At 63.0% G+C, this 19,259-nt stretch carries 17 protein-coding genes; 14 read left to right on the top strand and 3 right to left on the bottom strand.

Annotated features, from left to right (window positions below):
- The first annotated feature begins 47 nt into the window (after window positions 1–47).
- The 5 genes from ACMT3I_RS06655 (at window position 48) to leuA (ending at window position 6,974) form a co-directional block, all read left to right on the top strand.
- Complete coding sequence (locus ACMT3I_RS06655) at window positions 48–695, top strand: response regulator (RefSeq protein ID WP_414804026.1); 648 nt, start codon at window positions 48–50, stop codon at window positions 693–695.
- 149 nt (window positions 696–844) lie between these two features.
- Entirely contained in the window at window positions 845–997 is a 153-nt protein-coding gene (locus tag ACMT3I_RS06650; RefSeq protein WP_414803682.1) for a hypothetical protein, read from the top strand.
- A gap of 123 nt (window positions 998–1,120) precedes the next feature.
- Complete coding sequence (locus tag ACMT3I_RS06645) at window positions 1,121–2,410, top strand: alpha/beta hydrolase (protein WP_414803681.1); 1,290 nt, start codon at window positions 1,121–1,123, stop codon at window positions 2,408–2,410.
- Window positions 2,411–2,415: 5 nt separating this feature from the next.
- The gene (locus ACMT3I_RS06640) at window positions 2,416–5,028 is read left to right on the top strand and encodes a phosphatidylglycerol lysyltransferase domain-containing protein (RefSeq protein WP_414803680.1); all 2,613 of its coding nucleotides are present in this window, start codon (window positions 2,416–2,418) and stop codon (window positions 5,026–5,028) included.
- 179 nt (window positions 5,029–5,207) lie between these two features.
- The gene (leuA, locus tag ACMT3I_RS06635; protein ID WP_414803679.1) at window positions 5,208–6,974 is read left to right on the top strand and encodes a 2-isopropylmalate synthase; all 1,767 of its coding nucleotides are present in this window, start codon (window positions 5,208–5,210) and stop codon (window positions 6,972–6,974) included.
- Window positions 6,975–7,882: 908 nt separating this feature from the next.
- Here the strand turns inward: leuA and ACMT3I_RS06630 are convergent.
- Complete coding sequence (locus tag ACMT3I_RS06630; protein WP_414803678.1) at window positions 7,883–8,572, bottom strand: trimeric intracellular cation channel family protein; 690 nt, start codon at window positions 8,570–8,572, stop codon at window positions 7,883–7,885.
- 43 nt (window positions 8,573–8,615) lie between these two features.
- Window positions 8,616–9,365 carry an SDR family oxidoreductase gene (locus ACMT3I_RS06625; RefSeq protein ID WP_414803677.1) on the bottom strand — a complete coding sequence of 250 codons (750 nt, stop codon included), beginning with the start codon at window positions 9,363–9,365 and terminating at the stop codon, window positions 8,616–8,618.
- Between the two features lie 76 nt (window positions 9,366–9,441).
- On the opposite strand from ACMT3I_RS06625, the gene recO reads away from it, so the two are divergent.
- From recO to ACMT3I_RS06600, 5 genes are all read left to right on the top strand, one after another.
- A complete protein-coding gene (recO, locus tag ACMT3I_RS06620) occupies window positions 9,442–10,164 on the top strand; it encodes a DNA repair protein RecO (protein WP_414803676.1) in 723 nt (240 codons plus the stop codon).
- Window positions 10,165–10,206: 42 nt separating this feature from the next.
- Window positions 10,207–11,022, top strand: coding sequence for an isoprenyl transferase (locus tag ACMT3I_RS06615; protein ID WP_414803675.1), 816 nt, complete (start codon window positions 10,207–10,209; stop codon window positions 11,020–11,022).
- A gap of 72 nt (window positions 11,023–11,094) precedes the next feature.
- Window positions 11,095–11,484 carry a RidA family protein gene (locus ACMT3I_RS06610; protein ID WP_414803674.1) on the top strand — a complete coding sequence of 130 codons (390 nt, stop codon included), beginning with the start codon at window positions 11,095–11,097 and terminating at the stop codon, window positions 11,482–11,484.
- A gap of 122 nt (window positions 11,485–11,606) precedes the next feature.
- A complete protein-coding gene (locus tag ACMT3I_RS06605) occupies window positions 11,607–12,290 on the top strand; it encodes a DsbA family oxidoreductase (RefSeq protein ID WP_414803673.1) in 684 nt (227 codons plus the stop codon).
- A 3-nt stretch (window positions 12,291–12,293) separates the two neighbouring features.
- Window positions 12,294–12,416 carry a hypothetical protein gene (locus ACMT3I_RS06600; RefSeq protein WP_414803672.1) on the top strand — a complete coding sequence of 41 codons (123 nt, stop codon included), beginning with the start codon at window positions 12,294–12,296 and terminating at the stop codon, window positions 12,414–12,416.
- A gap of 157 nt (window positions 12,417–12,573) precedes the next feature.
- On the opposite strand, the gene ACMT3I_RS06595 is transcribed toward ACMT3I_RS06600, so the two are convergent.
- A complete protein-coding gene (locus tag ACMT3I_RS06595; RefSeq protein WP_414803671.1) occupies window positions 12,574–13,068 on the bottom strand; it encodes an aminoacyl-tRNA deacylase in 495 nt (164 codons plus the stop codon).
- 34 nt (window positions 13,069–13,102) lie between these two features.
- On the opposite strand from ACMT3I_RS06595, the gene dusB reads away from it, so the two are divergent.
- The 4 genes from dusB to ACMT3I_RS06575 all read left to right on the top strand — a co-directional run bounded on the left by dusB (window position 13,103) and on the right by ACMT3I_RS06575 (window position 19,173).
- On the top strand, window positions 13,103–14,275 hold the full coding sequence (dusB, locus tag ACMT3I_RS06590) for a tRNA dihydrouridine synthase DusB (protein WP_414803670.1): 1,173 nt from the start codon (window positions 13,103–13,105) through the stop codon (window positions 14,273–14,275).
- The gene (locus tag ACMT3I_RS06585; RefSeq protein WP_414803669.1) at window positions 14,268–15,518 is read left to right on the top strand and encodes a deoxyguanosinetriphosphate triphosphohydrolase; all 1,251 of its coding nucleotides are present in this window, start codon (window positions 14,268–14,270) and stop codon (window positions 15,516–15,518) included. The genes dusB and ACMT3I_RS06585 overlap by 8 nt, the downstream gene beginning before the upstream one ends.
- Window positions 15,519–15,536: 18 nt before the next feature.
- Window positions 15,537–17,402, top strand: coding sequence for a DNA primase (dnaG, locus tag ACMT3I_RS06580; RefSeq protein WP_414803668.1), 1,866 nt, complete (start codon window positions 15,537–15,539; stop codon window positions 17,400–17,402).
- Between the two features lie 145 nt (window positions 17,403–17,547).
- Complete coding sequence (locus ACMT3I_RS06575) at window positions 17,548–19,173, top strand: ABC transporter substrate-binding protein (RefSeq protein WP_414803667.1); 1,626 nt, start codon at window positions 17,548–17,550, stop codon at window positions 19,171–19,173.
- Window positions 19,174–19,259 lie beyond the last annotated feature (86 nt).

The following is a 19,259-nucleotide window of genomic DNA, read 5'->3' as shown; positions in this document are numbered from 1 at the left end:
ACACGGCATCCGTCGAGGGTGCACACCAGACGCACATCAGAGTCGCGATGGTCGACGACCAGTCGTTGTTCAGAGCTGGCATTCGCATGCTCATTTCGTCGCAGGCTGACCTCGAGTTCGTCGGCGAAGCCGGAAACGGCCTCGAAAGCGTAACGATGGCGGCCACAACCCGACCGGATGTCATCCTGATGGACATTCGGATGCCGGTAATGGACGGCATCGAGGCCACGCAGCGCATTCTTGCGGCCGCCGAAGCGCGCGGCGAAGCCCCTCCGCGCATCATCGTTCTGACGACGTTCGATCTCGATGAGAGCGCCACGAAGGCGATCAGGGGAGGGGCGAGCGGCTTCGTCCTGAAGGATGCCGATCCCGAGTTTTTACTGGCAGCGATTCGCACTGTGCACTCCGGCAGCGCAGTCATCGCAGCGTCTGCGACCAGAGAACTGTTCCAGCATTTCGACGCCAGGGAGTCGAGCGCCCCTGAGGTGCCCGCATCCTTTGGCACGCTGACAAGTCGGGAGCGCGAGATCTTCGTGCTCGCCGCCCGCGGACTGAGCAATTCCGAGATTGCAGCAGCGGAGTTTCTCTCGGAGGCGACAGTGAAGACCCACATCAGCCGGATTCTGGCCAAGCTCACCCTGCGTGATCGCGTGCAACTCGTCGTCTTCGCGTTCGAGCACCGCCTCACGGAGTAGCCCGCGGTAGACACCCGCAGGAGAAACCCGCAGGAGAGCTGTCTGCCGCCGCCATACCCGCAGCGGATGAATATGGTGGCTCTGGTCGTCGGCATCTTCTCCGTGCTCATCGGGTTCAGCGCGCTGGCGCCCAGTCACTCCTTGGGTCGTTGCCAGGTATCGGGTTGCTGCCGCCGACGGTTCCGTGGCAGTTGGTTGTCGGCTGCGCGATCGGCGCGACGGTGCTCTCGCTTGCTACGTCAGTGCTGCCGGCGAGACGGGCGACCACGCTGTCTCCGATGGTTGCGCTGGCCGCAGACTGAGCGTATGGCTACGCCGAGTGTCCGCTGGGAGGAATCGGTCAGTGGGCTGAGGGCTCACTCAGAACTTCCGTTTTGGACGATCACTCCGATGCTGTGGTGTGAGAGTAAACGCGGAGGTGGAGCGTGGTCGATTCGCTGCTGAGCGTGAGTATCGTGGATGGCCCAGTGCTGGCTGTCCTGTACGGCATGGCGGGCTTCGTCATCCTCTGGCTTTTCGTGGGCTTGGCTCGCGGCCACAGCAGGATGGTGCTCATGGCCGCTCTGGTCACCGTCCTGTCCGGGGCGCTTGGATACGTTCTGTGCTCGCTGGCCAGCGATGTATGGGACTTGTTCGGTGTCTCCCTGTCGGTGGCAACCCGACTCTGGGCCGCAGCCGGATTCGCCGGTATCGGTTTGGCCGTCTTCGTGCTGGTGATCGGCCATTGGCGGATGCGTATCCTCGCCGTTGTCGCCATTCCTCTCGTTCTCATCACAGCGGCTGCAGGAGTGAACGTGGATTTTGGTCAGTTTCCGACGCTTCGTACTGCACTGGGCCTGCCCGAGTACCAATCGCTCGAATCGGTTCTGGCCGGCTCCGGCACTGGTTTTGGCATCACCCAGACGACGGATGTCACGAAAGGCGTCGTCGGCACCGTCACTATCCCTGCGACGGTCTCCGGGTTCAAGGCCCGCGATGCGCTGGTCTACCTGCCTCCGGTCGCGCGCCTGCCGAACCCGGTGCGCTTACCCGTTGTGATGATGATGTCCGGGCAACCGGGTAGCCCAGCCGACGTGTTCACCGCCGGTCACCTGGAGACGATTCTCGATTCATTCGCTGCGGCGCACTCTGGACAGGCGCCGATCGTCGTGGTTCCTGACCAACTGGGCACGCCCGGCAACAACCCGATGTGTGTTGACTCCCCATTGGGCAATTCGGCCACCTACCTGACGGTCGATGTTCCGAACTGGATCAGGGCCAATCTTCCGGTGGGGGCAGACCCGGTGGACTGGACCATCGCGGGCTTCTCGCAGGGCGGCACCTGCTCGATCCAGCTCGGGGCAGCCCATCCAGAACTGTTCGGCAACATTCTCGACATCTCGGGGGAGTTGGTGCCGCAGAACGGCGACACAGAGCAGACCATCGCGGCGGGATTCGGTGGTGACGCTGCTGCATACGCCGCTGCGGCGCCGACCGTGATCCTGGCCGCTCACGCACCGTATTCGAATCTGCTTGCCCTCTTCGCCGTCGGCGCTGACGATTCCAGATACGTGCCGTGGACGCGGGAGGTGGCGGCCGCTGCACGCGCAGCAGGTGCCACCACCGATGTCTTCGAGTCGCCAGGCACTGCTCATGATTGGCACACGGTGCAATACGCCTGGACGAAGGCCCTGCCGCTTATCGCGGCCAGGGGCGGCGTGGGGGAGGCGAAGTGAGTGCAATGAGCAACGCTGCAGGGGCGTCTCCGGTGGCAGGGACAGCGCACGGGTCCAATTCCGATCCTGATCAGCGTCCCAGGCGGGTCGCCTCCGCGACACGCTCCAGGCTCGCGGGCGTCAGCGCCAGACAGCCATTTGCCGGCGGCTATGCGCTGCTGTTGCTCGTCGTCGGGTTTTTTCTCGGGCCGATCGTTGGCGAGCGCCGAGATCTCAGGGGACTCCTCGGTACCGGTTATGACTCGGTAGTCGATCACGGTCGCTGGTGGTCTCCCGTTACCAGCGTGTTCATCGTCGACAGCGCCATTGAACTCGTGTTCGCGGTGCTGGCAGCGCTCGTCGTGCTCGGCTTCGCCGAACGGCTGATGGGAACCTGGCGGGTCGCCATCACCTTCGTCATGACGAGCATCATCGGCGCCAGTGTCGGTATCTTGGCACAGAGCATCGGCGTGGCAGATGGCGAGATGTGGTCACGTGGCGTCAGAGAGATGTTTACCTTCGATCCGTTCACGCCGATCGCAGGCAGCATCATGGCGGCGAGCTGTTTCGCCGGCCCGCTGTGGAAGCGTCGCATCCGTGTGATCACTCTCACCGTGCTGCTCACGCTGGTGCTCTATTCCGGACAGCCCTCTGACGTGTACCGGCTGATCGCTGCGGGGGCAGGGCTAGGGCTCGGACTCGCCTTCCGGCCGACGCCTGTCGACCTGAGCTGGCACCGCAGCTCCGACCACGAATCACGCACCCTGATCGCTGCGGTCGTCGGTGTGCTGGCTATCGGCCCACTCGTCACGCTGTTCTCCGGCGGCCGGTTCGGCATCCTGGCCCCGCTGGGTCTGCTGCTCACGCACAACGTGCCGGATGCCACTGAGGTTGCCGATCGTTGCCTGGTCGGCAACGTCACCCGGCAGTGCGTGCAGGAGCTCACTCTCGAGCGGATCGACGGAGTCGGCCCGCTTCTGGTGAGTCTGTTGCCGCTGGCATTGCTGCTCATCGCATCGTTCGGCCTCGCCCGTGGCCGGCGCTTGGCTGCCTGGCTGGCCATCATCGTGAACGTGGGTCTGGCAATTCTCGGTGGCTGGTACTACGGGCTGCTACCGATCTTCGGCCAGCCGTTCGTCTGGCACTGGCGCTCGACGCACTACTGGGAGATTGCCCTGGTGCTTGTCGTTTCAGTGCTGGTGCCACTCATTACCGCCGGAATCATTCTGGTGAACCTGCGGCACTTTCCGGTGAAATCGTCGCCGCGCAGGTTGAGGCGCTTCGTCATCACAACGGTGGTGAGCTTCGCGACGCTGGCCGCACTCTACGTCGGTATCGGTTGGATGCTGCGGGATCGTTTCAGCCCGAACGTCACCCTGCTCGACCTGATCGCTGACATCCCTGAACGATTCATCCCTGTCGGCTTCCTTCGACTTGAACGAGTGTCATTTCTACCCACCGATCCGTTGACCACCGTGCTCTCTCAGTCGGTCGGTCCGGTCTTCTGGATTATCACGATCGTCGGCGCCATCCTGTGCCTGACCGGCAACCAGGACAAAGCGCGCGCGGGCGACAAAGCCAGGCTGCGTGCGCTGCTCGCCAGTCGCGGCGGCGAGTCGCTCTCATTCATGTCGACCTGGGATGGCAACTCGATCTGGTTCAACCAGGAAGGCAGCATCGCCATCGCGTATCGGGTGGTCAACGGAATCGCCATCACCACCTCAGACCCGATCGGTGAACCGGATGCCACGAGCACTGTCGCTGGTAACGCGGTCAGCGCCTATGGCAGGCAGGCGGTCGCCGATTTTGCCGAGATGTGTGATGACAACGGTTGGCTTCCTGTGTTCTACAGCGTGCATTCCCGGTGGCTGCCGGTGTTCGCCGCAATGGGCTGGCAGACCATGAGTGTGGCTGAGGAGACAGTCCTTCGGCCGCGCACGTGGGAGACGACGGGCAAGAAGTGGCAAGACATCCGCTCATCGATCAATCGGGCCGATCGCGAGGGTGTCAGAGCAGTCTGGACGAGCTTCAAGGATCTGTCACTGCGGCAATCAGTGCAGATCAGCGAGATCTCGGAGCTGTGGGTGCAGGAGAAGGACTTGCCAGAGCTCGGTTTCACCCTGGGAGGCCTCGACGAGCTGCGCGACCCGGCGGTGCGGCTGATGCTGGCCATCGACGAGAATGAGCGCGTGCATGCAGTGACAAGCTGGCTGCCGACCTATCGCGATGGCGTGGTGATCGGTTGGACGCTCGACTTCATGCGGCGCAGGCCAGACGGGGTGAACGGCGTGATGGAGTTTTTGATCGCCGAGACCGCCAGCATGCTCAAGCAACAGCCCGAGATTGAGTTTCTCAGTTTGTCTGCTGCTCCGCTCGCGCAGAGCGTTTCGGGCGAGGACGACGACGAAAGCGGTTTCACCACGCGCATCCTCGAGTTCCTCGGCACTGCCCTCGAGCCGGTATATGGTTTCCGGTCATTGTTGGCCTTCAAACGCAAATTCCAACCGGAATTCCTGCCGCTGTACATGGCGTACCCCGATCCGGTCGCGTTGCCGGGGATCGGTCTCGCTTTGGCGCGGGCCTACCTGCCGTCCGCCTCGGTGCGCGATGTCGTCGCGGGTGTCCGCGTGCTTCGCTGAGATACCGAAGTCCGGCATCCGCCCGACTGAGTGAACCGGTCAGCGAAAAACGGTGCTAGCCTGAAAACGTGTTGTTCGGTGCGCTCCTCCTTAGCTGCCGCGACGAGTCCTAATCTGAGGCCTCCCTCGTCGCGGAGTTTGTCGTTGGCTCATCACCATTCGCGAGGAGATAACAGACCATGAAAAACAACCAGTCAGCATCGTCGATGCCGGTGCACAAGTACCGTCCGTACCACGAGCAGTTCCGTGTCAATCTGCCGGATCGCACGTGGCCAGACAATCACATCACCGAGGCTCCGCGCTGGTGCGCTGTCGACCTCCGCGATGGCAACCAGGCGCTGATCGACCCGATGAGTCCAGAGCGTAAGCGGATCATGTTCGACCTGCTGGTCCGCATGGGCTACAAGGAGATTGAGGTCGGCTTCCCGTCGGCCAGCCAGACCGACTTCGACTTCGTTCGCAGCCTGATCGAAGAGAACGCCATCCCCGATGACGTCACTATCCAGGTGCTGACGCAGGCGCGCGAGCACCTCATCCGTCGTACGTACGAGTCGCTGGCCGGTGCCAAGCAGGCCATTGTTCACCTGTACAACTCCACGAGCGTGCTGCAGCGCGAGGTCGTGTTCCGCGAAGACAAACAGGGCATCATCGACCTTGCCCTGAACGGCGCCCGTATCTGTCGTTCGCTGGAGTCGACGCTGCCAGACACTGCGATCTACTACGAGTACTCGCCGGAGAGCTACACCGGTACCGAGCTGGAATTCGCTCTCGACATCTGCAATCAGGTCGTCGCGATCTTCGAGCCGACGCCGGAGCGCAAGGTCATTATCAACCTGCCGTCGACAGTCGAGATGTCGACGCCGAACATCTACGCAGACTCCATCGAGTGGATGAGCCGCAACCTGGCCCAGCGCGAAAACATCATCATTTCGCTGCACCCGCACAACGACCGCGGCACCGCAATCGCAGCCGCAGAACTCGGCTACCTGGCCGGCGCTGACCGCATCGAAGGCTGCCTGTTCGGCAACGGTGAGCGCACCGGAAACGTCGACCTGGTCGCCCTTGGCATCAACCTGTTCACGCAGGGCATCGACCCGCAGATCGACTTCAGCAACATTGACGAGGTCAAGCGCACCGCTGAGCACTGCAACCAGCTGCCTGTCCCTGAGCGCAGCCCGTGGGCAGGCGACCTGGTCTTCACTGCATTCAGTGGGTCACACCAGGACGCGATCAAGAAGGGCTTCGAGGCCATGGCCGTCGAAGCTGAAGCTGCAGGAAAGAGCGTCGACGACCTCGTCTGGGCTGTGCCGTACCTGCCGATCGACCCGAAGGATCTCGGTCGCAGCTACGAAGCCGTCATCCGCGTCAACTCGCAGTCGGGCAAGGGCGGCGTCGCCTACCTGCTGAAGACTGACCACGCCCTCGACTTGCCGCGCAAGCTGCAGATCGAGTTCTCCGGCGTCGTGCAGGCCAAGACGGATGCCGAGGGTGGCGAGGTCACCAGCGAGCAGATCTGGGAGATCTTCAACGACGAGTACCTGCCGGCTAAGCACGATAACGCCGAGGCCAAGTGGGGTCGCTTCGAACTCTTCTCCACCCGCACATCGAGCGACCTGGCCGGGTCGGTCAACCTCGAGGTCAGCCTGCGCGATGGCGACACAGTGTCTGGCGCTGAGGCATCCGGAAACGGTCCGATCGCAGCTTTCCTCAGCGTGATGGCTGAGCGCGGTATCGACATCACCCTCTACGACTACGTCGAGCACGCCATGTCGGCCGGTGGAGACGCTCAGGCCGCCGCCTACGTCGAACTCGACGTCAACGGCAAGCGCTACTGGGGTGTCGGCATTGATGCTGACATCTCGACCGCATCGCTGAAGGCTGTCGTCTCTGCCGTCAACCGTGGCATCCGCGTCGAGTCAGAAGATCGCGAGCTCGCTACGGTGTAGTCCGTCGTCACGTCAGTAGGCAATCGAGCCCGCCATCCTCCATTCGTGGGGTGGCGGGCTCGTTCGTGTTTCACCGGTGGTGGGCACAATCGCGTTTCAGAAGGTGGGTTCACACGCGTTTTAGGAACTCGTGGCCTCCATCGCGTTTCAGAAGGTGGGTGGGCTGAATCGCGTTTTCGGGCGGTGGGTTTGAACTGCGTCTGAGTTCCACAGATGAGTCCGCCGCGTCGACGCGCTTCCTCTGTGCGTGCATAACTCCTGCAAAATGAGATGCTCGGCGGTTGCAGCCCCGAAATCACGGGGCGGTCGGCGCTGGTGCCTGCAATTCTGCAGGAGTTATGCAGACGCAATGACGAGAAAGTGGCAAGGAGCCCTGGGGACAGAAGAGGCCGCCAGTAGTCAGTGGACTCGAGCCCTTCCACGCCTGGTTGGTCCGCACATGCATGTGAGCCGCTGTCAAAGTGCATAACTCCTGCACAACGAGGGGCTCGGTGGCTGCAGCCCCGGAATTGCAGGGCAGCTGTGAAGAACGACCGCAATTTGCAGGAGTTGTGCGTTCGCTGGGGTCGCCACCGTGGCCGAAGCGTGACGAACCCGGGCCACTGCCGCCTCACGCATGCGCGTGCCCGACTTCATCCTGCGCGGTGCTTCGGGTGGCCGTTTCTCTGCACGGCTCCTGCATAACTCCTGCAGAAAGAGAAGGCCAGACTTCAGCAGGCCCGGAATCACGGGGATGTCGGCAACCGGTGCCGACATTCTGCAGGAGTTATGCACTCAAAGCGCGGGTGATGGGGCCACACAACGGGGAGCGCTCGGTTAGGCACACTTCGATTCGGCTCAGTAACGCGACCTGCAGGGGTCGCCCTCCGCCGGCGGCAGCCCGAGACCTCCGCCGGCGGCAGCCGGAGCTAGTCGTGCTTGCGACGACGCAGCACGATGACCGGGCGCCGCCAGCGCGGCCAGCTGCCAAGAGCCCGTTGTTGCGGCAGGCTCCAGCCGAATTTGGCGGCCAAGATGCGGATGATCGTCGTGGTGAGGGTGCAGATGATCGCCGCAATGGTGATCGGCACACCGAGAGCATTGAGGATGACCAACAGCCCACAGCCGACCCCGGCGGCAACGGCATAGAGCGAGCCGACGTGCATGACGGCGATCGGGATGTTCAGCATCACGTCACGGATGATCGAACCGCCGACGGCAGAGACCACGCCGACGAACATCGCCGGGATCTCCGGCAGGCCGAACGCCAGTGCCTTGGTCGTTCCGATCACGCCGAACAGGCCGATCGTCACAGCGTCGAGCACGATGATGAGCGGGCCGAGCCGGTTGAACACGCGCTGCAACAACATTCCGAGCAGAGCGAACAATGTCGCGACCGGCAGATACCAGTTGGACTGCAGCGCGGCCGGACTGATGCCGAGCAGGATGTCACGAAGAATACCGCCGCCGAGTCCGACGACGATTCCGATCAGTGCGATGCCCAACAGGTCGAAGCGTCGATCCTTGAAACGACCGGCAAACATCGCGCCCTGGATGGCACCGATTGCCACGGCCGTGAGGTCGATCCAGAGCGGGATGGTGAAGAGCGAGTTGGTCACTTACTACTAGTACCACGCCGCAACGCGGCATTAGGTGCTCGCTTCACACAGTGTCTGCGGCTCTGTTCGAGAGAAACTCCTGAAAGGTTCTGCGGCCGTATGGCTCGCCGGGAACGAGGATGCCGCCAGCGGCGAATCCGGCGTAGATCTTGCCGGGCAGCCGGAGTGGCCAGACTGGTCTGCGCGACCTCGTCGATCGGGCCCAGACCGCGGCGAATTCCCGTACCGAGCGGGCTTCCGGGCCCCCGATATCGGCGACACGGCCAGCAGGGACACCGCCGACCAACTCGACGAGCCGCGAAGCGACCTCGGCAGGGTCGATCGGCTGGGCGCTGAACGACGGCGCCAGAATCGCGGGGGATGCGCGCTGGCCGGTGAAGATCCGCTCTATCAACGTATGGAACTGTGTCGAGCGCAGGATGGTGAACGGCATCGCTGACTGCCTGACGAGCTCCTCGATCGCTACCTTTTCTCGGTAGTACGGCAGTGGCACCTGGTCGATGCCCACGATCGAAATGAGGACGACGTGACTGACGCCGGATGCGCGGGCAGCGGTCAGCAGGTTGGAGGCCGCCTCAACGTTTCTCTTTCCGGTCGACAGATGCACGATTGTGTCGACATCCGCCACCGCCGACGCGATCCCTGCGCCGGTCAGCAGGTCGCCTGTCGTCAGCCCCTGATCGCGCCGACGACTGAGCACCCTGACGTCGTAGCCGGAGCCAGCTGCTCGCAATTGAGTGACGGTGGGCACCCCGAGTGCGCCCGTTCCTCCGGTGACCAGCACCGTCGTCATGCGCGCTGCCCGTGAAAGTGCCTCGACTGGCCTGTCATCATGAGTCCATTGTGCGGCAACGGTCGATAATAGAGGAGTGCCTGTTTATCGTGATGAAGCCGTTGTGCTGCGTACCCACAAGTTGGGCGAAGCCGACCGTATCGTGACGATGCTCACCCGTGAGCACGGCAAGGTCCGCGCTGTCGCGAAGGGTGTCCGCAGAACCACGTCAAAGTTCGGGGCCAGACTCGAGCCGTTCATGGTGGCCGACGTGCAGCTCTATGAGGGCCGCAGTCTCGACATCATCACCCAGGCAGAGTCTCTCGGTTCCTATGGAGCACAGATCACCGCAGACTACGGCAGCTACACCGCCGCCAGTGCGATGGTTGAAACCGCCGACCGGTTGACCGAATCTGAAGGCTCCCTACAGCAATACCTCCTGCTCGTCGGGGCATTGCGGTCGCTGTCCAAGCGCGAACACGGCGCAGACCTCACCCTGGATTCCTACCTTCTGCGGGCGCTGTCGATGGCTGGCTGGGCGCCAAGCTTCCAGGACTGCTCGCGCTGCGGTGCAGAGGGAGATCATTCAACAGTTGTCGTGCAGCTCGGCGGTATCGTTTGCGACGACTGCGCCCCTCCCGGTTCTCCTCGCCTCGATTCGGCCACAATCGGCCTGCTCGGTGCACTGCTCACCGGAGACTGGGGCACTGCCGAAGCCGCGACAGATCGAACCAAGGGGCAAGCAACCGGTGTCGTCGCCGCTTACACGCAATGGCACCTGGAACGATCACTCCGCTCCCTGCAGCACGTCAGCCACTGATCGCGTGTCGGCTCCAGACACGCAGTTGATGAAAGAGAATTGATGAGCCCGAAACCCTTCACCCACAAGGATGCTGCGGCATACATGCCACTCGACTGGACGGGGCTCTACCCACCTGCGCTCCCTGCCAAGGTTGTGCCTGACCATGTCGCAGTGGTGATGGATGGCAACGGTCGCTGGGCTAATGCCCGCGGTCTCACTCGCATCGAAGGGCACAAGGCGGGCGAAATGGCGCTGCTGGATGTCGTCGCCGGCGCTATCCAGATGGGTGTCAAGCACCTCAGTGTCTACGCGTTCTCGACCGAGAACTGGAAGCGGTCACCCGACGAGGTGCGCTTTCTGATGGGCTTCAACCGCGAGATCCTGCACCGCAGGCGCGACCAGTTGAACGAGTGGGGCGTGCGCGTGCGTTGGGCCGGACGTCGCCCGAAACTCTGGGCATCGGTCATCAACGAGCTGCAGTACGCCGAGGAATTGACGAAGCACAACAACACCCTCACGCTCACCATGTGTGTCAATTACGGCGGACGCAGCGAGATAACGGATGCCGTACGCCAGATCGCAGAGGACGTCGCGGCTGGTCGGATGAAACCGTCAGCCGTGTCTGAGAAAGCGATACAGCGCAGGCTGTACATTCCAGACCTACCCGACGTCGACCTGTTTGTCCGTAGTTCAGGGGAGCAGCGCACCAGCAACTTCATGCTCTGGCAGAGTGCGTATGCCGAAATGGTCTTCCTCGACACGCTGTGGCCAGACTTCTCGCGCGTAGATCTTTGGCAAGCAGTTGAACTGTATGCCTCCCGCAATCGGCGCTACGGCGGAGCCGTCGACAAGCCGACCGACGCGCTGGGCGTGTAGCTCTCCGGGCGGGCATGGTCGAGTGTCAGGGGCCGGTGGGATACTCGGTGCAATCTGAGAAAGGACACCACCATGGCCACTCACATCACGCCCATCGATCCACCGCAGCTGTATCGCAGCCCGGCCTTCGCGCAAGGAATCATCATTCCCGCAGGGCCGACGCTCTATGTCGGTGGGCAGAACGGAACTGACAGCACGGGCGCACTTCTCGACGGGTTCGAAGCGCAGACTGAGCAGGCAATGCGCAACGTTCTTGCGGTGCTCGCCGAAGCCGGATCTAGCCCTGAGCACGTCGCCAAGTTGACGATCTATCTGGCCCCCGGACTCGACCCGGCCGCCGGATTTGCTGCCGCCGGTCCGGTGTGGGGCAACAATCGCACAGCCGTGTCAGTGCTCGCTATTGCGCCGGCCAGACCTGGTGCACTTGTCGAGATTGAGGCGGTGGCGATAATCCCGCACTAGTTGTGCACGGGAGCACGGGAGCACGGGAGCACGGGAGCACGGGTGCACGGGAGCACGGGAGCACGGGGATTCAGCCCCCGGCCCTTGGGAATACCGGGGTGGGGTGTGTGGTTGGGCCAACCGTGAGTGAAACTATCAAAGTAGACATTTGGTCAGACGTTCAGTGCCCCTGGTGCTATATCGGCAAGCGCAAGTTCGAAGCGGGCGCAGCCCAGTTCGGCGGCGATGTCGAGGTTGAGTACCACAGCTACGAACTCTCACCCGATACCCCCGTCGATTTCGACGGCAGCCCCACCGAGTACCTCAGCCAGCGCAAGGGCATGCCGATTGCCCAGGTCGAGCAGATGCTCCAGAACGTGACTGACATCGCCAAGAGTGTCGGTCTCGACTACGACTATGACTCGGTGCACCAGACCAACACGGTCAAGGCGCACGAGCTCATCCACTATGCCAAGTCGAAGGATCGCCAGCTCGACATGAAGGAGCGCCTTCTCAAGGCATACTTCGTTGACGGCGCCCATGTCGGACGCATCGAGGACCTCGCCGACCTGGCCGCAGAGATCGGTTTTGACCGTGCAGATGTGGTGCGCGCGTTGACCGAGAACGAGTTCCTGGCCGACGTCAAGGCTGACGTCGCACTGGCTCAGGAATACGGCATCCAGGGCGTTCCGTTTTTCGTCATCGACGGTAAGTACGGAGTGTCTGGCGCACAGGATGCTGCAACCTTCGCGCAGGTGCTCGAACAAGTACGATCAGAGAAGTCAGAGTCAGCCGTACTGACCCCCAACGCATCAACTGAGGAGTAATCCATGAGCAACACTGATACCACCGCAGAAGACATCGTTATCGAAGCCGGCGACCGTCCGACCATCGAACTCGTCGGCCAAGCAGATGCTGGCGGATGCTGTGGCGGAGGCGCCTGCGGCGTCTAGTCAGCGCTATCCCAGTCCGCGCGATGCCAATCGCATGGACCGGGTCTCACACATCGAGCCTGTCACAACCGGAATCCGGTCGTGACGGGCTCGACTGCGTAGTGGCTTGCGCGTTGTCGGCAGGGAACCCGGGATATACCCAGGCCTTTCCGGCTATCTACTCAGGATCGCTGACGTCGGCCACTGTAGCGTCGAACGCCCTGATCAGGTCGTCAGCCTGCACGAAAGCGCTGTATCCGTGCTCCCCGGCACCCATCGCTACCTCGCGGCCCACCAGGCTTGAATCGGCGAAGACCGGCCAGTCAGTCGTGCTGCCGAGCGGCGTAATAGTGCCACGGGCATAGCCGGTGGCTTCCAGCGCCAGCGATTCGTGGGGGAGTGAGAGCTTGTTCACGCCGACCAGCGATCGCAGCTTCGCCCAGGAGATTTTGCGGCCGCCGGGAATCAGCGCGAACAGATAGTCGCCGTCATGGCGCTTGACCACCAGGGTTTTCACGATGTCGCCTGGTTCGATTCCCATCAGCTGGGCGGCCTCACCAAGACTGCCTGCAGGCGGTCTCTCGACGATACGAACGTCGAGTCCGCGCGCTGCGGCATCCCTCACAACCCGCTCGTGACCGACGATCTCAGCACTCTCGTTGGCAGCATTCATAAAACGCCCCGTCTTTCTGGGAGAATTGAAGATAATGACTCCTGTATCCACGATAAGCCAGCCAGCACCTTTGACGATCGGCCCCCTGAAGCTCGACGTTCCTGTCGTGCTCGCGCCGATGGCCGGCATCACCAACACGGCCTACCGTCGGCTCTGCCGCGAGTTCGGTGCCGGACTCTACGTGAGCGAAATGATCACCTCGCGCGCGCTCGTCGAGCGCACTCCGGAGTCCATGCGCCTGATCACCCACCACGAGAGCGAGAAGACTCGCTCAATCCAGCTCTACGGCGTCGATCCGAAGACCGTGGCGGATGCCGTGACCCTGCTTGTCGCCGAGGATCGCGCCGACCACATCGACCTCAACTTCGGCTGCCCCGTACCCAAGGTCACCCGCAAGGGCGGCGGCTCGGCTCTGCCGTGGAAGAGCACCCTGTTTCGACAGATCGTGGAAGCCGCGGTCAAGGCCGCTGGCCCCCTCCCTCTCACCGTCAAGATGCGCAAGGGCATCGACTCAGATCACCTCACCTACATCGAGGCAGGCAAGGCTGCAGAGGGTGCCGGCGTCGCCGCCATCGCGCTGCACGGTCGCACGGCCGCCGAGTTCTACTCCGGCCAGGCCGACTGGTCGGCCATCGCGGCGCTGAAGAGCGCGATCACCTCGGTGCCCGTGCTCGGCAACGGCGACATCTGGTCTGCTGATGACGCTCTCCGAATGATGAGCGAGACCGGCTGCGACGGCGTTGTCGTCGGACGCGGTTGCCTGGGTCGCCCCTGGCTGTTCGGTGACCTTGCCGCAGCCTTCGACCCTGAGTCGCATCAGGGTGAGGGCCTGATCCAGCCGAACCTTGGTGTCGTCGCCCAGACGTTCCGTCGTCACGCCGAGTTGCTCACCGAATTCTTCGACAGCGAAGAGCGCGGATGCCGCGACATCCGTAAGCATGTCGCCTGGTATTTCAAGGGCTACCCGGTGGGTGGCGACCTGCGTGCCAGCATGGCAACCGTGCAGTCGCTGGCGCAGCTCGACGATTTGCTCGGACAGCTTGATGCGGACCAGCCGTACCCCGGCATCGGAGCAGAGGGCCCACGCGGTCGCGCCGGAACCCCGAAGAAGCCGGCACTACCGGAGAATTGGCTGAACTCGCGAGAGCTCGACGGCGTTCAGCGCGAGAATTTGACCGAAGGCGAAGGGGACACCAGCGGTGGCTAACAGCACGGGGTACAGCGCGCACGATGAAGAACGGGCATTCCCGGAGGCGCACAGTTCCCGCCGCAGCGACTTTGCACGAGACCGCGCCAGGTTGCTGCACTCCAGTGCATTGCGCCGTCTTGCCGCAAAGACTCAGGTGCTCAGCCCCGCTGCAGGTCTCGACTTCGCCCGCAACCGGCTCACGCACTCCCTCGAAGTCGCCCAGGTCGGCCGCGAGCTGGCGCTTCGCCTGGGCCTCGACCCCGACATTGTTGACACAGCGTGCCTCGCCCACGACATCGGCCACCCGCCGTTTGGGCACAACGGCGAGAAGGCGCTGAACACCTGGTCCGCCGACATCGGCGGCTTTGAGGGTAACGCCCAAACGCTGCGCCTGCTGACGCGCCTCGAGCCGAAGGTCTTCGGCCCAGACGGACACAGCTACGGCCTCAACCTCACCAGGGCCAGTCTCGACGCCAGCTGCAAGTACCCGTGGCCGACCATCTCGTCTGTTGCCGATCCAAGCGGCAGGGCCAAGTTCGGCTTCTATCCCGATGACGCCGCCGCATTCAACTGGATGCGCGAGGGCGCTCCCGCCCGCCAGCTCTGCATTGAGGCTCAAGTGATGGACCTCTCAGACGACGTCGCATACTCAGTGCACGACTTCGAGGATGCCGTCGTCAATGGCTACATCGACGTCGCCGAGCTCGGCACCCGCGTGAACCACGACGAACTCGTCGCCTCGATGTACGAGTGGATCGGCGGCGAACTCAGCCACGACGAACTCATCGCGGCGTTCGACCGGCTCGATTCCCTCGATGCCTGGCTTGAAGACTGGACCGCCAGTCGTCAGGACCAGGGCCGCCTGAAGAACCTCACCAGCCAACTGATCGGCCGTTTCTGCGGCGCGGCAGTGGATGCCACGCGTGCGGCATACCCGAGCGAGAACCTCATCCGCTTCGCTGGCTCCATCGTTGTGCCCAGAGAGATCCAGGCCGAGATCGCCGTGCTCAAGGGCATCGTCGCCACGTTCGTGATGTCGAAGACCACCCGGCAGCCGATTTACACGAAACAGCGCGAGGTGCTCGTGGAGCTGGCCGACGCGCTGCTCGCAACGGGCTCCACACAGCTTGATCCGGGTTTTCGGGATGACTGGCACGCTGCAGGTGATGACGCGGCCCGCAAGCGCGTTGTCGTCGACCAGGTGGCGAGCCTCACCGACCAGTCGGCGCTGGCCTGGCATGAGCGGCTTTCGCAGGGGTAGCTGCACTAGAATTGCGCTATGGCTGGACTAATTCGACAGAGTGACATCGAAGAGGTCAAGGCCCGCACAAACATCGCAGACATCGTCGGCGACTATGTCAGTCTGAAGTCGGCAGGAGTCGGCTCGATGAAGGGCCTCTGCCCCTTCCACGACGAACGCAGCCCCAGCTTCCACGTACGCCCGCAGGTCGGTTTTTACCACTGCTTCGGCTGCGGTGAGTCCGGCGACGTCTACTCGTTCCTGCAGAAGATGGACCACGTCAGCTTCAGCGAGGCCGTTGAGCGGTTGGCTGGACGGGTCGGCCTTGAACTTCACTACGAAGACGGTGGCGCTGCCCCCGACCATGGCAACCGCGCCCGCTTGCTCGCCGCCAACCAGGCCGCAGCCGACTTCTTCGTCGAACAGCTCGGCAGCCCCGGAGCGGATGTTGGCCGTCGCTTCCTCGGCGAACGCGGCTTCGACGCACTGGCGGCCGAACGTTTCGGCATCGGCTTCGCGCCGAAGAGCTGGGATGAGCTCACCAATCACCTGCGTCACCGCGGATTCAGCACCGAAGAACTCACCACCGCCGGCCTGGTCTCGAGCCGCGAAGGCTCGTCCAGCGTCTACGACAGGTTCAGGGGCCGCCTGGTATGGCCCATTCGCGACATCACCGGGCAGACGATCGGCTTCGGCGCACGCAAGCTGCTCGACGACGACAAGGGCCCGAAGTACCTGAACACTCCAGAGACGCCGGTCTACCACAAAGCCCAGGTGCTCTACGGGCTCGACCTGGCCAAGCGCGACATCTCTCGCACCCACCAGGTCGTCGTCGTCGAGGGATACACCGACGTGATGGCCTGCCACCTGGCGGGTGTCACCACGGCTGTCGCCACCTGTGGCACCTCATTCGGTGTCGACCACATCAAGGTGCTGCGCCGAGTGCTCGGCGACGACACCGGCGTCGGCGAGGTTGTCTTCACGTTCGACCCGGATGCCGCCGGTCAAAAGGCCGCAATGCGCGCCTTCACAGAGGAGCAGCGGTTCGCCGCCCAGACCTTCGTTGCCGTTGCGCCTGACGGCTTCGATCCCTGCGACCTGCGCCTGAACAAGGGCGACGATGCGGTTCGCCGCCTCATCGACTCCAAGAAGCCCATGTTCGAGTTCGCGATCAAGCAGCAGCTCAGCCAGTACAACCTCGAAACCGTCGAGGGGCGTATTTCCGCGCTGCGTGCTGCGGCCCCTGTAGTGAGCGAGATCCGCGACCCTGCACTGCGTCCCGGCTACTCACGTGAGCTCGCCCGGATGCTCGGTCTTGACATGGCCGAGGTGACCAAAGCCGTCACTGCCGCGGCAGCCCGCGCACGCTCCGGCGAGACGGCAGACAAGCCGAGGCGCTACGACGCTGAGCCTGAGGCACCCCGCGAACAGCCGTTCTCGCTGGTAGAGCTGCCGACCGATCCCGCGACCAGGCTCGAACGTGACGCCCTGATGGCGATGCTGCAGCGTCCGGCCCTGGTCGGCGTTCCCCTCATCGCTCGGGCGACCCAGACGACGTTCACGCATCCGTCGCTCGCCGTTGTGCGTGATGGCATCGCTGCCAGCCTTGATCACGCCACCAGCCCAGACTGGCTCGACCGCGTGGTCGCCGAGGTTCCGGCTCCGCTCGCGAACCTCGTGCAGCAGTTGGCCGTTGCGCCGCTCCCCGAGCGCACCGAGCGCGAGATCGGGCCGTACGTGACAGACATCACCACGGCGCTGATCGATCGCGAACTGCTGCGCTTGAAGGCAGATCTCCTGGGGCGTTTGCAGCGTGCAGACCCCACTGATCGGGAGATTTACTCGACGATTCAGCGCGAGCTTGTGCGCGTCGAGGCTGAACGCCGTAATCTGCGCTCCGAATAATTCCGCAAGGTTGCAGCTATGTAAAGAAGCTCAACAATCCTGCGAATAAACCCTGTTTGTGTGCTAAATCTGTCATACAGCACTGCATCGATGCACGTTTGCGCGCGTCGATGCATTAGACACCAACAGGAAGAGGTATACGGATATGACGTCCGCATCCACCAACGGTAAGCGCGCCATCGCCGCAACCGCAGCATTCGCTGCAGCTGCTCTCGTGCTTGCCGGCTGCTCTGCCGGTTCCAACAGCTCGGGTGGGGGATCCCTCACCATCGGTACGACCGACAAGGTCACCGCTCTCGACCCGGCCGGCGCCTATGACAACGGCTCGTTCCAGGTCGCGAACCAGGTATTCCCATTCCTGATGAACACCCCGTACGGTAGCCCGGACGTCGAGCCGGACATCGCAACGAAGGCCGAGTTCACCTCGCCTACCCAGTACACCGTCACCCTGAAGCCCGACCTCAAGTGGGCCAACGGAAACGACCTCACGTCGTCTGACGTCAAGTTCAGCTTCGATCGCCAGCTCGCGATCGCCGACGACAACGGCCCGTCGTCACTGCTCTACAACCTCGACAGCGTCGAGGCAACCGACGACACCACCGTCGTCTTCAACCTGAAGCAGGCCAACGACCAGATCTTCCCGCAGATCCTGTCGAGCCCGGCTGGCCCGATCGTCGATGAAGAGGTCTTCTCGGCTGACTCGCTGACCTCCGATGACGACATCGTCAAGGGCAACGCGTTTGCAGGCCAGTACGTCATCACCAGCTACAAGTTCAACGAACTCGTCGGCTACAAGGCGTACGAGGGCTACCAGGGCGTTCTCGGCGCACCGGCCACCGACGTCGTCAACGTGAAGTACTACGCAGACTCCTCCAACCTCAAGCTTGAGGTTCAGGAAGGCGCAATCGACGTCGCGTTCCGCAGCCTGTCTGCAACCGACATCGAAGACCTGCGCGGCAACGACAAGGTCAAGGTCGTCGACGGTCCTGGTGGAGAGATCCGCTACATCGTCTTCAACTTCAACACGCAGCCGTTCGGTGCAACGACGGCTGAGGCCGACGCGGCCAAGGCTCTCGCCGTACGCCAGGCGATGGCTGACTCCGTCGACCGTGCTGAGATTGCCACCCAGGTCTATAAGGACACGTACACCCCGCTGTACTCCTACGTACCTGCTGGCCTGACCGGTGCCAACGAGTCGCTCAAGGGACTCTACGGCGACGGCAAGGGCGGCCCGGATGTCGACAAGGCTAAGGCAACGCTCGAAGCTGCCGGAATCACCGAGCCCGTCACGCTGAACATCCAGTACAGCAACGACCACTACGGTCCCTCCTCGGGCGACGAGTACGCACTGATCAAGGACCAGCTTGAGTCGACGGGTCTCTTCACCGTCAACCTGCAGACCACCGAGTGGGTCCAGTACTCCAAGGACCGCTCGTCTGACGTGTACCCGATCTACCAGCTTGGCTGGTTCCCGGACTACTCGGATGCCGACAACTACCTGACGCCGTTCTTCCTCACGGAGAACTTCCTGGGCAACCACTTCGATGACCCTGAGGTCAACGACCTGATCCTCGAGCAGGCTGTCACGCCAGACGCCGGAGAGCGCACCGCACTGATCGAAGAGGTCCAGGACAAGGTTGCAGCCCAGCTGTCGACCCTGCCTCTGCTGCAGGGCGCCCAGGTTGCCGTCACCGGCACCGACATCACCGGTACAGACAAGACGCTCGATGCGTCGTTCAAGTTCCGCTACGGAGCACTGGCCAAGGGCTAGTGACCAAACGCTAGAGACTCTCTAGTGTGATCATCGGGGGCATCCAGCTTCTGCACGTCGTTGGATGCCCCCGAACCGTTTGTCAG

Origin of the sequence: Leifsonia sp. A12D58 (genome assembly GCF_047530025.1) — a bacterium.
Lineage (GTDB): Bacteria > Actinomycetota > Actinomycetes > Actinomycetales > Microbacteriaceae > Cryobacterium.
This window is presented reverse-complemented; position numbering and strand designations above follow the sequence as displayed.

What these genes read in the sequence shown, in the direction of transcription:
- ACMT3I_RS06655 (WP_414804026.1), top strand. Translation starts at nt 48, where the DNA reads ATGGTCGACGACCAGTCGTTGTTCAGAGCTGGCATTCGCATGCTCATT.
- ACMT3I_RS06640 (WP_414803680.1), top strand. Translation starts at nt 2,416, where the DNA reads ATGAGCAACGCTGCAGGGGCGTCTCCGGTGGCAGGGACAGCGCACGGG.
- leuA (WP_414803679.1), top strand. Translation starts at nt 5,208, where the DNA reads ATGAAAAACAACCAGTCAGCATCGTCGATGCCGGTGCACAAGTACCGT.
- ACMT3I_RS06625 (WP_414803677.1), bottom strand. Translation starts at nt 9,365, where the DNA reads ATGACGACGGTGCTGGTCACCGGAGGAACGGGCGCACTCGGGGTGCCC.
- ACMT3I_RS06615 (WP_414803675.1), top strand. Translation starts at nt 10,207, where the DNA reads ATGAGCCCGAAACCCTTCACCCACAAGGATGCTGCGGCATACATGCCA.
- ACMT3I_RS06610 (WP_414803674.1), top strand. Translation starts at nt 11,095, where the DNA reads ATGGCCACTCACATCACGCCCATCGATCCACCGCAGCTGTATCGCAGC.
- ACMT3I_RS06600 (WP_414803672.1), top strand. Translation starts at nt 12,294, where the DNA reads ATGAGCAACACTGATACCACCGCAGAAGACATCGTTATCGAAGCCGGC.
- ACMT3I_RS06595 (WP_414803671.1), bottom strand. Translation starts at nt 13,068, where the DNA reads ATGAATGCTGCCAACGAGAGTGCTGAGATCGTCGGTCACGAGCGGGTT.
- dusB (WP_414803670.1), top strand. Translation starts at nt 13,103, where the DNA reads ATGACTCCTGTATCCACGATAAGCCAGCCAGCACCTTTGACGATCGGC.
- dnaG (WP_414803668.1), top strand. Translation starts at nt 15,537, where the DNA reads ATGGCTGGACTAATTCGACAGAGTGACATCGAAGAGGTCAAGGCCCGC.
- ACMT3I_RS06575 (WP_414803667.1), top strand. Translation starts at nt 17,548, where the DNA reads ATGACGTCCGCATCCACCAACGGTAAGCGCGCCATCGCCGCAACCGCA.